Here is a 16,165-nt window from a genome sequence, read left to right on the forward strand (position 1 = left end):
TGCTCCTGGAACAGACAATTTGACTGCTGAGATTTACTCAATTTCAGAAAAAATAGCGATCGCCTGCATTAATAATGATGTATTTTTCTGCCCTAAACTATTAGTAACCATCTCAAAACCTCATCACCATGTTGCCAAAAAATTTACAAGGATTTATCTCAAATCCTTGTAAAAACTAGATTGCAAATTTTCGGACAGGTCTATCTATCCTTCCTTTTTGAATACTTGAACTGCTAGGAACGCTAATGCTAAGGTACCAGCGATCGCACCCCACTGGAGAAGCGGATTTTTTTCTAGCCAGTCGGAAACGCTAGGTACAACTAAGTTACCATAATCCCCGTTAACTCTGTCGTCTTCAGCAACAGGTTGGTAAAAATTATTTGGTGCATCTTCAGACTTCGGTTCAGAAGTACGCTGTGAATCTAAGCCGACGAGAACTAACAGTGAATCTACTAATGATGGTGAGACGCGCTGTACCACATCTAATATTTTCGCTACATCCCCAACCAAGTAGTCACGAGTTGGATGTTCGGCTGCATAGAGGATAGCATCAGCTACAAGTTTAGGCTCGTAGTAAGGTGGTATCCCGGTAGGTTTTACGCCTAATTTCGTCAGACCATTGTTCCAGAAAGGGGTATTGATCACCGCTGGTTTCACACTGGTGACGCTGATCGGCCATTTTTCATATTGCAACTCAACGCGCATAGCTTCGATAAAGCCCTCAACCCCGTGCTTGGCTGTCGAGTAAGCACTTTGGTAGGGGAGCGATCGCCTACCTTCCATTGAAGAAACGTGGATCAGTGCCCCCCGTCCCTCACGCTTCAGATGGGGTAAAGCCGCCATTGCACCATACACCTGTCCCAGGAGATCGACATCAATCACATGCTTAAACTCTTCCGGTGTTGTATTGTCAACAGTGGCAAAGATGCCGATCGCGGCGACATGTACCCATGTATCGAGTCGCCCGTAGACTTCCACAGTTTTATCTGCGAGCGCCTTAACTTGCTCAAATACTTCCACATCAGCTACGCAATAAGTTGCCTCGCCGCCAAAGCCGCGAATCTCCTCCACTAAAGACTTTAGCTTCGATTCACTGCGAGCGGAGACTACCACTTTTGCCCCTCGTCTAGCAAACTCAAGAGCTGTGATCCGTCCGATCCCACTGGAGGCTCCAACGACCGAAACAACTTGCTGATTGATTGGCTTTAATTGCATAAGTGTTACTTTTTAAAATAAATTAGGGATTGGGAATTGGCTTCGACAGCGTTAGAGACTTTAGCTTCAGTAGGTAATTCAGTCGCTTTGTTAGTATCAGTTGCTATTAAATATATTTCTTAATAACTCTACTATTATATGTTAATTATTATTACGGTTGCAGTTCTCTGTCTATTGGGGAATCTGAAAGCGTCACAGGATGTATCTCAGCGTATTTTTCAGCATCACGCTGACTATAACGGGCAATTTCCGCACAAGTCTTTTCCACCGATTTATGGGCTAAAAAATACTTGCCATCAGGATGGGGGCAAAAGACAGCCGGATCGCATAAGATATTCCAAGCCGTACTTATGTAGTTCCAACTCTTGAATAACTGGCCCTAAGAAAATAAACAGATGGTTAATCGCGCGAGGACTAAATTTAAAACCAGGCGCTTCATCAGGCATAAGTTCTTCAGTTGTAGAACCGCCACCGGGGAGCGATCGCCCTTCTAATAACAGGACGCTGTAACCAGCTTTCAGTAGCTAGCCTGCACAAACTAAGCCATTATGACCAGCGCCAATAATTACAACGTCATACGCTTCCATGACTGCAATGTGGGGATTAAAGTATATTCCCTGATATTAGAAAGTGCTGAAGATATCTAAATCTTTCGTGGGTTATAGAATATTTATATATCTAGCAGTAGTATTTTTATTGCCAAGAAGCAAATTTATTTTTAATCTAATTTTGCTATTATCTACGTATAAGATTGTCCCCAAATGAGTAAGGCTATAAATAAATCAAAATCTTAGATTACTTGCCCTTTGTCTCATTTTTTACCTGCGTTTTCGTAGTCATTTCTTCCAGTTCTTTGAGGTGTTGTGCATTCACCAGCCATTCTTCTTCTAAGTTAAATTTATCTACACCATATTGACTTTGTTGATCTTTTAGTGTTGCAATTTCATGATTAATTATTGCTAATGCTTTACCTTGAGTAATTGCTTTTTTTAGCAACTCAAACCGTGATGTTTCGTCAAGCTGACGCAACAGCCGTAATATAAAACGACTGATGATAACTTCATCTCCAAAATCAAGAATGCCATTAGATTCATCATTTTGACACAATGAGAGTTGCTCGCTTACATCAAACAAAGCTTCCACAATTGAGGGAATATAATTACCAGGAATTTCCTGTTCAATGGAATTCTCTAGCTGTTCTATAAATACCCTAGCTTGTGTTGTACCGCCTGGAAGTTTTTGTTTAGCAAGTTCTATCAAATGGTTTCTAAATTTGTCTTCATCTCCAATCAAACCAAGGATAGTTTTTCTCTGAATATTACATAATTCATCTGCTGATAACGATAGACGAAAGTAAATAGGAAATATTTCTAAACTACACACACGTAGTTGTTCACGCCATTCCAACTTTTGTTTTTCATCTAAATAGGTATTTCCCAAAATGGATTTGAACTTCGGAAAAAGGTACATTAGCAAATTTTTAATGGACTGCTTGTCCTCATCTGGGAGTTGAGCAATCCAGGTATTCAGAAGACTGTTGAGTTCGTCTCTTGAAGGGTTTACCTCTCCTACAAAAATATGAGGATTTTGATGAATTATACTATATATCTTTGGACTAAAGACTCGCAAAGACTCAATAGCAATGTAATCTACTGGGTTTACTTCATCTTTTACTGCTGGATACGTTACTGATAAAGTGTTAACAAAACGAACAATATTGCGGATGTTAGTAATAAAGCGATCTATTCCTTGAAAGTAAATATCACCCCAGCGAGTTTGGTTAATTTTTGGTTTTGGAGTTTCAGCAAATATATTATCAAGCTTTGCAAAAAGTAGCCTTCGAAGTGAGGTTTTATCAGGAATAGGTAACTCAAAACTAACTTGAATAAATTTTTCTAAGTATGTTTCACCTGATATTTCTTTGGGATCTGCAATTGTTTTCCTGACAATTTCTTCTTTGTCAAAAACTATTAAATAGACAACGTTAGTAAAATTCCGCATTGCTTTGAAAATACGAAATAACTGCTTGATATCTTCAGCAGCCAACCGATCAATATCGTCAATTGTTACGACTATTCGCCGCTGCTGCTGTACTAGCGTGTCTTCTACTTCTTCTTTTAATTGGGCAGCTTCCTTGTCCTTCTCGTCCAATAATGCTGCTAATGCTTTACCAGTTTGAGCATAAGGTAGAGGAATGTCTGAAATAATGGCGGCAAAATCAGCTAGTCTCCCTTTCAAACCTCTTGACACAGATGACTCTTGGCTTAAAACGTTTTGTAATTGCTCGAAAAAGCGTCTTGTGATATTTTCGTGTCCAGACAATAACCAAGGATTAAAAGGAACGATTATTGGTTGCTCCTCATCTGGTTTTTGCTGAAGATAGTGAACTACAAAGTTTAATAATGTGGATTTGCCAGAGTTCCAAGAACCATAAACTGCAATAACGAAACCTTCAGGAAAAGGCATTTTGCAAATGCTGTCTGCTAAATACTTGGCAAAGTTCGCATGTCCTAGCAGGTCTTTTTCTGGATCAACTAAGGAGCTATCTACCGATATATCGTTGATTTCCGTCTGTGTCATAAAAAATTTTGATTACTTAATACTGCGATCGGAAATAGACCGTGCTGTAGGGGCACAGCAATGCTCTGCCCTTACGAAAAATGTGGTTTTTAAACTTCTCCATATTTGGCATTTCTTGTCAATGCATAAGTCCTACAGAAGTAAAACAGGCTTTATATCTAGCTTTGAGACGAATCGTTGTGTACTTCACCTTCCTTGAAATCTGCTGTATGTATTTCAACTATCATTTATTGAGGTTTTATAAACTTAATTACAGGCGTGAAGTCTAGGTGGTAAATGCTTTAGGGTATCTTCTAAAAACCAAATTATCAGAAATTTAGATTTAAAATTTATATTAATTGTGTCAAACAAAAATAATCCATCTTTGGAAAAACCCTATAAGCTTCAGAAATAAGTTTTTTCCAATCTTAAATATACTCTAAAACGTCAAATTAATTGAGCCATTGTAATCCTTTATCGTGTAATTTATGTTCGATAAACTGGATTTCTTCGAGAGATTCTCCAGTAATGATAGCATAAATTTCAGTATAGATTTTTCCATATTTTACCTTCTCTAAAGCCGATAGGATAATCAAGTCTTTGCGATCTAGTTCTGGTTTTAAAGTTACTAAAATTGAATCCAACGTTCCTTCCATGCGGTAGTCACTGGAATATTTAGCTACTTCCTTTCCCTGTCCCAGTAGGGTATGGCGCTGCAAGCATAACGGAGTTGATCCATTGACTCGAAAATTGGCATCAATCACATAAAATTGTCCGTCTTCATCTTCTAACACATCGAAGCCAATCACGCCAAAATAACCCTGTTTATGAGCATACTGACCAATGGCGGCAATCATCTTAAAGAACTTGCTCATGTCACTGTTGTGGTAGTCAATTAGTCCCCCTAAATAGTTGCCTTCTGGAGTGACGAGTTGCCTGGTAGTGCCGATGAGGGTTATCTCTCCCGCCTTGTTGACATAGAACTGTACGCAGTAATTCTGCACCTGATTCTTGACGAACTCCGAGACAATAATTTTATCGAGCAACTTAATATTGAGATAATTCCTGATTTCTTCAAGGCAGTAGTTCAAATCGCTGAGGCTTTTGATGATATAAGTGCCTTCTCCTGAGAGTCCGTGGGATGTTTTAATTAAGTAGGGAAATTGTGGTAACTGAATATCTTCCAAATTACAGGTGTGCAGATTGTAGCTCTCATATTTTGGACATTGCACCCCCAATTCGGCTAAAGTTACTTTGCTGAGTAAGCGGTAATGGGTATCTGAATCAATAGCGTGTTTTTCTCTTTTGAGGTGATCAAAGGGAAATAGAGTGATGAGTTTGTCAAAGTATTCGCTGTGGCTGAGGTCATCCAAATAAGTCAAGCGATCCATCATCGACCTATTGGAGTAGCTGAAGCCGAAATGCTCTTGCCAGTATTCAAGCAGCGACTTTGGCGGCGGAATAATCACAATTGGTGGAATGCGATCGCCTAATACAGCCAGAATTTTCCAAGGTTCCTTTTGGCAAATCTTGTCAAAGGAAGTTTTAGTGGCTTCACTACTGCCATCTTGAATAAAATATTTTTTATGGTTGGGATAAGCAGCCCAACTGGCAGTTGCAGGATAATTTAGGATAAACCCATAAGATGCATTTGTGATATCTTGAGCAAACAGATCAGAAAGAGAACTCCCTTGAAAGTATTGAAAGTTATATTTTGAGTTCATTTAGCCCTCCTTTGAAACCGCATCTCCTTGTGGATGCGGTTGTTGATATAACTGGTGTAATTTGAGTTTGGCTTGGTGTTCCCACAGCAATTCGGATAATTTACCCACACCGATTAGCTTATAACAACAAATAGGGTGATACATTTCTTTACTAATTGCAGCTAAGGCTTAGACAAACTCTGGCGAAATGAATCTATCTACTAGTTGCTTTTGCTCAAAAGCCGTTGTGATTGTTTGATTTTACGAGTTTTAATACTTAAAATATTATCATATATTTTTTGATAAAATTAACACTTGATAATTTGCTTTTTAGCTATCTCTATATATTCTATTTTGCTCTTTTAGATTTTAATTAACTCTGTCAAACGAAATAAAATTAGTTTATTTATTGTCCTATAATAACGTTACTCATAAATTATTGTTCATATATAGAAGTGATAAAGTAGCAAGCATGAATGTGTAGATGTGTAAATATCGCTATGGTTGAGATATTTAACCTAATTTTATCTACCTGCTAGTGCGATCGCATTTTAAAATATTCAAGCGGCGATTTGAAACAGGTATAACTCTTAAAATTGCCTTTAATCTTTGCTATGGCTCCTTGGGTGAAGTATAATCTTGTCTCAATATTGAGTGAACCGTACCTAAAAGCTGATCTTAGCTATGGGTAATGCACTAACCAGTTCAGATTCTAAATAAATGCGATCGCAATTTACTTTCAAAACTGTCGAATCGAGGCAATGGCAATCTAGACCGATAATTGCTTATCTATATGCCATTACCTCATATATTCGTTTTAACTGTACGTGACAAAGAGCGGTATAGAATCTTTTCCCTCTTTAGCTAATTGAGTGACTTCTTTTTCAAATCCCTGAAACCGTTCGGGTGTCAATACAATACACCCCATTAAGTCAGGAACATTCGCATCTTTATGAATACCAAAATCACCTCTTACACCTCCTTTATCAGTCTTGACTTCAGATGGAAGAATTTGGTAAAAATTGCCTTCTACACCTTTTTTCTCTTTCATTGAGATAGGTTTAGTATTAACAGTCCAAAATTTTAGTTCCAGTACTCTGTACTCAGGTGGTATCATACTTCCTTTCTGATGAAAGCTCTCTGAAAATTGCTTTCTGGCGGTAGCTGATGTAGCTACCCAAACTTGTAACGTACCCTTTTCTAGATGACGTAAACACAAGCGACCCTCTTCTATACCTGGGTCTCTATCGAAGTTCAACGAAAAAGTTAAGAAGTACATTGTTAGTAGGTTTACTTAAAATATACATAAATTCATCGGGTGTGAGTTGAAAATTTATGCAAGCCCATATAAAGTTTAGATTTATTAACTACATGTTGTCGAAATACACAGTTTGCTGTAAAAACGTGTTCTCACAACTCAACGATGAAACTATCCCGCAAATGAAAGTCAGCCTCTGCACTTCGATGAGTTAACGCCCAGTAAGTCACCTCACCATCTCTATGTTTAATAACTGTAGTAATGGCAACTTCAATTTCTTGGACTGCTGAGACGATTTTACCTAAATCGACATCTAACGCAAGTGCTAAACCGTCGGCTTGATTCTGAACATTAAACGGAAGTATTGTAAAACCTGTTTCCTCTTGCATTCCTTGACGGTATCCATCAAAGCGATAGACATTCCAGTGTCCGGCGGGGGAGAGATTGAATTCCCAATACCGTTGAGAATCTTTGATGGCAAAGAACAACTCAAAGCAAGTGTCTTTCCACAGTTCATGCTTGCGTGATGGTGTATTTGATAGTGGAGCAATCGCAATTTCTTTGAAATCGCCCTCTAGCATATAGCAGATGGTAAGTTGATTAGAATTTCGGGCGATATTGCCTACAATTTTCAAATTAGGCAGGGATTTTGTAAAAGGAAAGGGTTGCAGGGAAAATGTCTGGTGGCTCATTTCATGTCTTTGATAATATTACGAATTTGCGTTTCTTGAGATTCAATACTTTCGGTAAGCTTAAACTGGACGATCGCTCTTGCTAAATTATGTTCTGGGTGCTTGACTTTAAAGTAGATATTCCCTGCTAAATAATCAGCAAAAAACCTCAGTCCTAGTTCAAAGGCGATAAGACGAATTGCATCGTAAATATAGGCATAATCATTCTCAGTAAGAAATGCCTTCGCCACCGAGAGATAACCTTTAAGGATTCCCTGACACAAATCGGTATCGAAATAAATACTTTCCCAATTCTCGGTTTCTTCTCCAACAGGATTGCAACCCGATCGCAGGCAATCACCAATATCGTAATGTACCAGACCGGGTTTAACAGTATCGAGGTCTATGACGCTGACGGCTTGCTGGGTAGCAGTGTCAAACATGACATTATTGATTTTTGGATCTCCATGCATCAGACGCAGAGGTAGCTTGCCTTCAGCTTTGGCATTTTCTAGGATATGTGCAAAAGTTTGGCGATTGCTAACAAACTGTAAGCAATAATTAACTTCAGCAGATTTACGCACACTACTTTTCGCCAACACTTCCTCGTAATCCTGGAGATAAAGCGGTGTAATATGGAATCCTTCTAAGGTGTCAGCAAGTTTTTCTGGTGGCAAGTCGCTGATTAGATTATGGAACATCCCCAAGGCATAACCGACTTCTTTCGCGTGAGAGCGATCGCGCATAATATCAAAGGACTGGGAGCCTTCAATAAAGCTGATTGCCCGCCAAAAGGAGCCATCTGCATCCCTCCAGTGGTCTTGAGCATCCTTGGTCAACAGTACGCGTGGTACTTCCCAACGACGATTCAGGGGTATGTGCTGTAACCGTTTAGAAACATGCTCAGTGAAGGTACGCATATTATCCATAATCAATTGGGGCTGACAAAACACCTGTGTGTTGATGCGTTGCAGGACAAAATGTTGTTCTTCTGAGGAATCTAGAGTTACCAAAAATGTGTCATTTATATTACCACTTCCAAATGCTTTAACGTCTGTAACCTTCCCCCATTGGGCAAATTGGTTAGCGATCGCAACTAGATTTTCTGTACCCTGTATATTAAATTCTTCTGTCATGTTCGTGTTTAACCTGCATTACTCCTCACGAAGATTTTAGGCTGATAAGTAGATCCAACAAATAGTCAAATTGCAGGCTTGCTTCAACAGATGCTCACGGTGTTAGACGATTTAAACAAATATTGAATGACAGATATTGATTTTTGTCATTTGCTTGAGTATCATAGTTTTATCACCACAGTGGAGAGGTTGCTATGTTGTCGCGTCAACTTGGAAAAAACGGTCAAACAATATCGGCAGTTGGGCTTGGCTGTATGGGCATGTCTGATGTTTATGGCCTAGCCGATCGCAAAGAAGGTATTGCAACAATTCATGCAGCGCTTGATGCAGGCATTACCTTACTGGATACAGGCGACTTTTACGGCATGGGGCACAATGAACTGCTGCTACACGAAGCCCTAGCAGGACGGCGGCGGGAAGATGTCTTCATTGCTGTTAAATTCGGTGCGCTGCGGTCTCCTGACGGCAACTTTATTGGCTTCGATGGTCGTCCTGAAGCCGTGAAAACTTCACTTGCCTATACATTGAAACGACTGGGAACCGATTACATAGACCTTTACCAGCCAGCCCGGCTCGATCCGAGGGTGCCCATTGAAGACACCGTTGGGGCGATTAGCGAAATGGTGAAAGCTGGATATGTTCGCCAGATTGGTTTATCTGAAGTGGGTGCAGAGACAATTCGACGTGCTCATGCGATTCATCCGATCGCCTGGCTTCAGATCGAATATTCGCTCCTGACTCGTGGCATTGAGGATGACATCCTCCCGACTGTGCGTGAATTGGGCATTGCTGTCACCGCTTATGGAGTCCTCTCACGGGGGTTGTTGAGCGGTCACTGGTCGAAAGAACGCTCTGAGCAAGCGCAAGACTTTCGAGGAAATCTGCCCCGCTTCTCAGGAGAAAATCTGGATCACAATTTGTTGCTAGTCGAAGCCCTTCGCCTGATTGCCCAAGAACAGAGTGCGACAGTTGCTCAAGTGGCAATTGCTTGGGTACTGTCGCGGGGGAACGATATTGTGCCGCTGATTGGGGCACGGAGTCGTGATCGCCTGAATGAAGCGTTGGGGGCGCTGGATCTGCACTTAGGCGAGGATGATCTCGCCCAGATTGAGGCAGCAGTGCCACTGGATGCCGTAGCTGGCGATCGCTATGCTCCAGAACAAATGGCGATGCTGGATAGTGAAAAAAGATAAAATATCCTTAGCATGAATGATTCATGCTGGATAGTGAGAAGAGATAAAATATCCCTAGCATGAATGATTCAGCTTTGACACCGGAGCGGATTCTTGACGCGGCGGAAGAGGTTTTGCGTCGTTACGGTCTGGCAAAGGCAACAGTCGTGGATGTGGCTCGCTTTTTAGAAGTGAGCCACGGCACGATTTATCGGCATTTTCCCAGTAAGGCTGCCCTGCGCGATGCAGTAGCACAACGGTGGCTGCATCGGGTTTCCACACCGCTAGCAGCGATCGCCCAAGAGCAGGGTTCCGCCGTTGAACGGTTGCACCGATGGTTTGAGCAACTCATAACTCTGAAACGTCAAAAAGTCCTGGATGAGCCAGAGTTGTTTGCAACCTATTCTGCGATCGCTCAAGAGGCGCGAGGGGTGGTTCAAGCTCACATTGATGAACTGGTAAAGCAAGTCACTGCGATCGTCGAGAGCGGTATTTCCAGTAACGAGTTTAAGGTAACAGATCCGCAGGTAGCGGCGAAGGCAGTCTTTCAAGCGATGGTTCAGTTTCATCATCCAGCTCACGCGTCTGAATGGAGTGATCCAGACATCGATACAGACTTTGCCCAAGTATGGCGCTTGGTAATTGCTGGTCTTGTGGTGGGTGAGTTAATCGTTTAGGGTTATGTAAAGTCAAAATTGAAGTTTTCCTTATCCTCGTTGCTGTTGTTTCTGGTTTCATGCCCGTTAGGGGAAGTGGTTATCTAAAGTCACCTGCTTGAATTAAAGGTTAAAGGCGAAGAAATGTTTCCATCCCCGTTAGGGGAAGTGGTTATGTAAATGGTTACCTTCTGGAAACTTTACTGAGCAAGGGTTTGAAACCCCTAAATCGACACCACTTTTCAAAGTGTCAATAGCTAGCAATTAATTCTCAATAAGCGATGCTTTTTACAGCCTGAAACCCTTACTGTGCAAACAATCGACACCAGTCAACAGAATTATGCGATTTTCAAAGTTCTGGGGAGTGGTGTCGATGAGCTTCAACACACTCACCTTAGAGTAAAATATCTAACTAAAAATTCTCAAGCTATATTGCCTATTTTCCCGTCTCCAGTTGCTCCCGTTGCTTACCATACTCCCGCAGCTGCTTCAATAGGTCTTCTTGGGATGAGTTAGAGATAGACGGACTGGGGGTTGGTTCAAGGTTGGTGTCGGTACTGACAAAATTAGCAGGTAAGGGATTAATTACGTAGACGGGCAAGGACTTATCATTAGACATCGCCTGTTGAGTTGGTACTGGGGTAGGAATTAGATTCTTTGGTTTACTCACAGCAGCTTTTACCGAATCTAGAGTCGTAGCAACTTGCACTTGTTGCTGCATCTGTTGTGTAGAAGATACTAAACCACTTAGACCATTCACCAATTGCCGCAAATTTTTTCGGAAACTAGGATCACCTGTCAATTCATCCAAGTCAGATGTAATTTTTTGGCTATTTTCAAACGTTACTCGTGCTGAATCTAAAGTTTGTTGCAGCAGTACCACATTCTTTGGATCATTTAAGGTTTTAGAAGCATCGCGTAAATTAGCTGAGGCTTGTGCTGCATTTGCTGAAAGAGTTTCTAAATTGTTGAGTAATTGTCCTTGAGTCAATCGATTCACAGCTGGTGATAAGCTACTGACTGTAACACGCAGTTGGTTGCTGGTTTCGGTGATATTGTTCAATGCACCAACCAGCGAAGAACGATTTGTCGTCAACAGATTATCCAGGTTGTTCAGCAAACGACTTGCTTGAGTTGCAGTGGTATCAAATTTATTTAGTGTTTGATTCGCGGATGCATTAAGTTGGTTTGTCGCTCGTTGCACTGAATTAGCAGTGGCTGAAAATGTATTTAGTTGTTGTCGCAAGTTTTTGGTCAAACCTTGTAAATCCTGACTTAGCTGAGTAAAACTGGATGCTGCGCCTGTGGTAGTTTCTAGAACCCTATTGACATTTCTATAAAATTTTGGGTCATTGTATGCAGCAGCTAGCTCAGTTGAACTGCGAATTAGGTCATCAACACTGATGCCAACCTGACCTTTTAATCGAGAGCCATTACAGACTATGAGGCTGTTATCACAATTTTTATCTAGGGGTTTAGCAAGCACAACCCCAGCAGGTAACGTTGCTTTTGGTGTGATGTCGATAATACTTTCGCTAATTAATCCGCTTTGATTAGCTTCCACCACTACATTCCGGGGGATAATTAGGTCAGCTTGGACAACTTCAATCTCTACATCAATGGCATTTGGCCCTGGTCGAACCTGAGAAATAGTTCCCACCTTAAAGCCACGATAGCGAACTGGTGATCCCTTTTGCATTCCGCCAGCGTTAGCAAATTCCACAATAGCTTTGTATGAATGGTTAGGAGCAGTGAATCTATTTAACCACAAAAAGAGTAACCCAAATACTCCCAGTCCTAGCAGGAGTAACAACCCCACAGAGCCTTCTCTAAATGTTCGCCCAGACGCGAAGCCGCTTGTCATAAGTCCTCGCATTTTTTTGTCTCCACCAACAACCAATTAGGAGTGAGGAGTTATAAGTTGAATTTAACTCATAACTCCTGTACAGACGCGATTAATCGCGTCTCTACTCCTAACTCTTCACTTTTAAGTTTCTAGCCGACGACTTGAATCGGCCCTTGCACACTTCCACTGATAAATTGTTTGATCAACGGATTTTCTGTGTTATATATTTCACTAACTGTACCCTGCCACTGCACTTTACCTTCATAGAAAAATATAAGTCTATCAGCTGTATGGCGGATAGTGCTGTGTTGGTGGGTAACAACGGCATAGGTACTACAAACTCCATGTAAACATTGCAAATAGCGGATTAAATCTTCGATTACTGTTGAGGCAATGGGATCAAGTCCGGCTGTTGGTTCGTCGTACAGTAGAATTTCTGGACCTTCTGAGGGATTATCGGGGTTAGACATAATCGCACGGGCAAAACTTACCCGTTTTCGCATTCCCCCGGAAAGTTCGGATGGGTAGAGATTGCTTATTTCTGGCAAACCTACCATCTCCAATTTTTCTTGTACCAAATCTCGAATGCGCGATCGCGCCAGCTTTGAATTTTGATAAAGTAAAAATCCCACATTCTCTTCCACCGTCAGCGAATCAAATAGCGCCGCCTGCTGAAACACCATGCTAATGCCAACCTGCTGGCCACCATCCTCAATCAAACCGTCTCGCCGCACTCCTTGCACATAAATTTCTCCTTCATCGGGAATAAGTAACCCCGCCATTACCCGTAAAATTGTTGATTTACCAGTCCCTGATGGACCAATAATCCCCAGTGCTTCTCCCCGGTAAATGGTCAAGTCTACATTATCTAGAACTTTATGGCTACCAAAGGACTTAGAAACACCTTTCAGTTCAATCAATGGTTCAGGTTCAGTCATTAGTTATTAGTCATTGGTCATTGGTGAGCCAGTGGCTTGGGTGGGTTCCCCAATTTGTACCCCTATAAGGAAGCAAGCTACGGGTAGCGTCTTCCCTTCTCCCCAAAGGAGGGGCTAGCGCCAAAGAAGCAACTGGCGTGGTTTCCCTGATGAGCAACTGGTGAGTCCAGTCCTGTTCAACTTTGCTGTTGTTCCCTACAGTAGGCAGGTTTTTGCCCACTGTAGGGAACTGGCTGTCTTCTCAACTCTTGGAGAGGCTCTTGCGTTCGCTTAGAGCGAGTCATTGAGCGTCACCAGCGTCACCCGAACGCAAGAGCCTCTCCGTCAAGAGAAGGGCGTTAGCGACGTACCCCTATGGGAATCTTGCTACGCGTAGCGGACGCACCAGAAGGAGCATTACACGGAGAGTCATTAGTCAGTACAAAATATCCAAATGACTGATGACAACTAACAAAGGACAAATATGCCCAATTAGTGATGTCATAGTTATTGGTAGAGCATTGTATGGTACATTATAAGTATATGATTAGCATTCTAATTAGCAAACTTTATTTTTTTAGCATAATATTTAGTGATTTGCGATGTTTAAGTCCTAGAATCCCCTGAACACAAAGCTGACGAAGACACCGTAGTAATTTAATGTCTCAGTAAAGGGAAACTATGACTCTAGTCTTCTGTAGACATCAGCAAATTCATATATAGCAATCCTAAATCACGCGATGTGCGACTTAATATTCCGTAACAAGTTCATCGAACTGAAGAGGATCACAATTGTGGCGATTAAGCCAGAAACAGACAGTATGAGCTAAAATCTTGCGATTGAGACGACTAGTAAGATGCCACATATCTCTGGCTCGAATCTTCTCTATATGAAATCTCTCAACCAGTTGACCAATTACTGTTTCAATAAGGCGACGAAAACGTTGCATTAATCGAACTGAAGATTGACTACGAGAGTCAGTCATATTAGAACGCAGAGGGGGAAAGCAAAGTAATACCCACTTTTCCCAAGTTCTGCTCAAGTCGCCAGACCCGCCGACACGGCTGGCTCCTCTACTTGGGGAAACCCCTCTGAGGGAGTGGCTCCTCTTCTCACATTGCCAGAGGCTAGCGCCTGCCGTAGGATGCCCGAACGCAAGAGCGTCTCTTTTTGGAGAAGGGCTGTAGGGAGAAGCTAGTGGCGTTTGAGGAACGAAACCCAACCTAGACAGGCATTTATTGGGTTTCACTACACTGCCTTAAGCTGCCTCCGGCGTCTACGTTCAACCCAATCTACAATTTATCCTTAACTGAACTGTATTGTACTATAACTACTTAGAGAAAAGCTACGACAACAAAAACTAATTAACAGGTTGATGCAAGATATAGCAACTATATTTTATTTTTGAAAATCAAAAGTTTCAGATTGCCGAATTTTTAGATAAGTTAGAAACATTCTTGTTCACGAATGATTAAGTAGGGCTATAACATTTAGTTTACTACTAAGTAGATGGATATAAATAAATATAAGATAGTTCGTCATTGCGTTGACGCAGCCTTCTCGTAGGGTACGAAGTGTTCGCGGTAGCGTCTAGTATAATTGCAATCGCAAAGACTGAGATTGCTACGCTTTACTTCGTTCCGCTCGCAATGACATCTTACATTTAATTGTGTCTACTTACTTATTCCAAGTTCTTATAATTACCAGAGTTATTAGAGAATTTAAGAGGTTAATAGCATCCCCGTCAATCTTGGAGTTGGCAGATGTCAAAATTTTTCACTAAAATTGTAACAATTATTGATAAAAATCAAAATTGAGATTATGAGTAGCAACTTAGAGCAGTTTGCAAGTGATAATTCTTCTGGTATTTGTCCAGAAGCGCTGGAATATATGATTAGGGCAAATCAAGGTAGTGTTCCAGCTTATGGAAATGATGAATGGACTCAAAAAGCCACAGACTATTTTCGAGAACTCTTTGAAATTGATTGTGAAGTATTTTTTACTTTTAATGGTACTGCTGCAAATTCTTTATCTTTAGCTGCCCTTTGTCAGTCATATCACAGCGTCATTTGTCATGAAACATCTCACATAGAAACAGATGAATGTGGCGCACCGGAATTTGCATCTAATGGCTCTAAACTGTTACTTGCTCAAGGTAAAAATGGCAAGTTAACATCAGAGGCGATAGAGGCTATTGTTACTAAACGTACTGACATTCATTATCCTAAACCTAAAGTTATTAGCATCACACAATCAACTGAATTAGGAACTTTATATTCTATTGAAGAACTTTTGAAAATTAAAGAAGTTGCAAAAAAGTATAATTTAAAGATTCATATGGATGGCGCTCGTTTTGCAAATGCAGTTGCTGCGATGAATAAAAGCCCTGGTGAAATTACTTGGAAAACTGGAGTCGATGTGTTGTGCTTTTGTGGTACAAAGAATGGAATGGCATTGGGTGAAGCCATTCTTTTCTTCAACAAAGAGCTAGCAGAGGATTTTGATTACCGATGCAAACAAGCAGGTCAGCTAGCCTCAAAAATGCGGTTTATCTCTGCTCCCTGGTTGGGTTTATTAGAAACTGGTGCTTGGCTAAAAAATGCCAGACATGCCAATCAATGTGCTGATTACTTAGAAAATCAACTATTAAACATAGAAGGTGTTGACTTGATGTTTCCTAGAGAAGCCAACGCAGTGTTTGTTAAATTACCTGAACAAGTCATTCACGCTTTAAAAGCAAAGAACTGGCAGTTTTATACATTTATTGGTGTGGGAGGAGTACGTTTTATGTGTTCTTGGAACACAACAAAATCAAGGATTGATGAATTGATTAGTGATATTAAAAACGTAACTACTTCCAAAAATTAAATATAAAAAATCTCAATTAACAAACAAGTATAGTAATCCTCAAACTGACTCAAATTAGGCGAACACAATTAGCGGGACTTAAACAAAAGTAAAAGACAAAAAAAGGTATAATGCTTAACTAGATTAGCTTTTACGTTATAAAAGCCTGATGAAAGAAACGACC

Annotated in this window: 11 protein-coding genes and 2 pseudogenes; 3 read left to right on the plus strand and 10 right to left on the minus strand. The window is 40.9% G+C overall.

What is annotated here, in order from left to right:
- Nucleotides 1-204: 204 nt before the first annotated feature.
- The 7 genes and pseudogenes from V7K40_RS29195 to V7K40_RS29225 form a co-directional block, all read right to left on the minus strand.
- Nucleotides 205-1,215 carry an SDR family oxidoreductase gene (locus V7K40_RS29195; RefSeq protein ID WP_334965979.1) on the minus strand — a complete coding sequence of 337 codons (1,011 nt, stop codon included), beginning with the start codon at nt 1,213-1,215 and terminating at the stop codon, nt 205-207.
- 205 nt (nt 1,216-1,420) lie between these two features.
- A pseudogene (locus V7K40_RS29200) lies at nt 1,421-1,802 on the minus strand (NAD(P)/FAD-dependent oxidoreductase); the annotation flags it as partial.
- 208 nt (nt 1,803-2,010) lie between these two features.
- The gene (locus tag V7K40_RS29205; protein WP_334965981.1) at nt 2,011-3,795 is read right to left on the minus strand and encodes a P-loop NTPase fold protein; all 1,785 of its coding nucleotides are present in this window, start codon (nt 3,793-3,795) and stop codon (nt 2,011-2,013) included.
- Nucleotides 3,796-4,226: 431 nt separating this feature from the next.
- Entirely contained in the window at nt 4,227-5,498 is a 1,272-nt protein-coding gene (locus V7K40_RS29210) for an ATP-grasp domain-containing protein (RefSeq protein WP_334965982.1), read from the minus strand.
- Nucleotides 5,499-6,294: 796 nt separating this feature from the next.
- A complete protein-coding gene (locus tag V7K40_RS29215; protein ID WP_334965984.1) occupies nt 6,295-6,735 on the minus strand; it encodes a hypothetical protein in 441 nt (146 codons plus the stop codon).
- A 152-nt stretch (nt 6,736-6,887) separates the two neighbouring features.
- Nucleotides 6,888-7,427 (minus strand): DOMON-like domain-containing protein, encoded by a 540-nt coding sequence (locus tag V7K40_RS29220; RefSeq protein WP_334965986.1) that lies wholly within the window; start codon nt 7,425-7,427, stop codon nt 6,888-6,890.
- On the minus strand, nt 7,424-8,542 hold the full coding sequence (locus V7K40_RS29225; RefSeq protein ID WP_334965988.1) for an aminoglycoside phosphotransferase family protein: 1,119 nt from the start codon (nt 8,540-8,542) through the stop codon (nt 7,424-7,426). The genes V7K40_RS29220 and V7K40_RS29225 overlap by 4 nt, the downstream gene beginning before the upstream one ends.
- A 194-nt stretch (nt 8,543-8,736) precedes the next feature.
- Between V7K40_RS29225 and V7K40_RS29230 the strand changes: the two genes are divergently transcribed.
- Complete coding sequence (locus V7K40_RS29230) at nt 8,737-9,735, plus strand: aldo/keto reductase (protein ID WP_334965990.1); 999 nt, start codon at nt 8,737-8,739, stop codon at nt 9,733-9,735.
- Nucleotides 9,736-9,794: 59 nt separating this feature from the next.
- On the plus strand, nt 9,795-10,391 hold the full coding sequence (locus V7K40_RS29235) for a TetR family transcriptional regulator (protein WP_334965992.1): 597 nt from the start codon (nt 9,795-9,797) through the stop codon (nt 10,389-10,391).
- 415 nt (nt 10,392-10,806) lie between these two features.
- Here V7K40_RS29235 and V7K40_RS29240 read toward each other — a convergent pair whose 3' ends face one another.
- The 3 genes and pseudogenes from V7K40_RS29240 to V7K40_RS29250 form a co-directional block, all read right to left on the minus strand.
- A complete protein-coding gene (locus V7K40_RS29240; RefSeq protein ID WP_334965994.1) occupies nt 10,807-12,246 on the minus strand; it encodes an MlaD family protein in 1,440 nt (479 codons plus the stop codon).
- A gap of 119 nt (nt 12,247-12,365) precedes the next feature.
- Complete coding sequence (locus V7K40_RS29245; RefSeq protein ID WP_334965996.1) at nt 12,366-13,154, minus strand: ATP-binding cassette domain-containing protein; 789 nt, start codon at nt 13,152-13,154, stop codon at nt 12,366-12,368.
- Nucleotides 13,155-13,882: 728 nt separating this feature from the next.
- A pseudogene (locus V7K40_RS29250) lies at nt 13,883-14,134 on the minus strand (IS982 family transposase); the annotation flags it as partial.
- 821 nt (nt 14,135-14,955) lie between these two features.
- On the opposite strand from V7K40_RS29250, the gene V7K40_RS29255 reads away from it, so the two are divergent.
- Nucleotides 14,956-16,002 carry a low specificity L-threonine aldolase gene (locus tag V7K40_RS29255; protein WP_334965998.1) on the plus strand — a complete coding sequence of 349 codons (1,047 nt, stop codon included), beginning with the start codon at nt 14,956-14,958 and terminating at the stop codon, nt 16,000-16,002.
- The last annotated feature ends 163 nt before the right edge of the window (nt 16,003-16,165 follow it).

Origin of the sequence: Nostoc sp. (assembly GCF_036917195.1) — a bacterium.
Taxonomy (GTDB): Bacteria; Cyanobacteriota; Cyanobacteriia; order Cyanobacteriales; family Nostocaceae; genus Nostoc.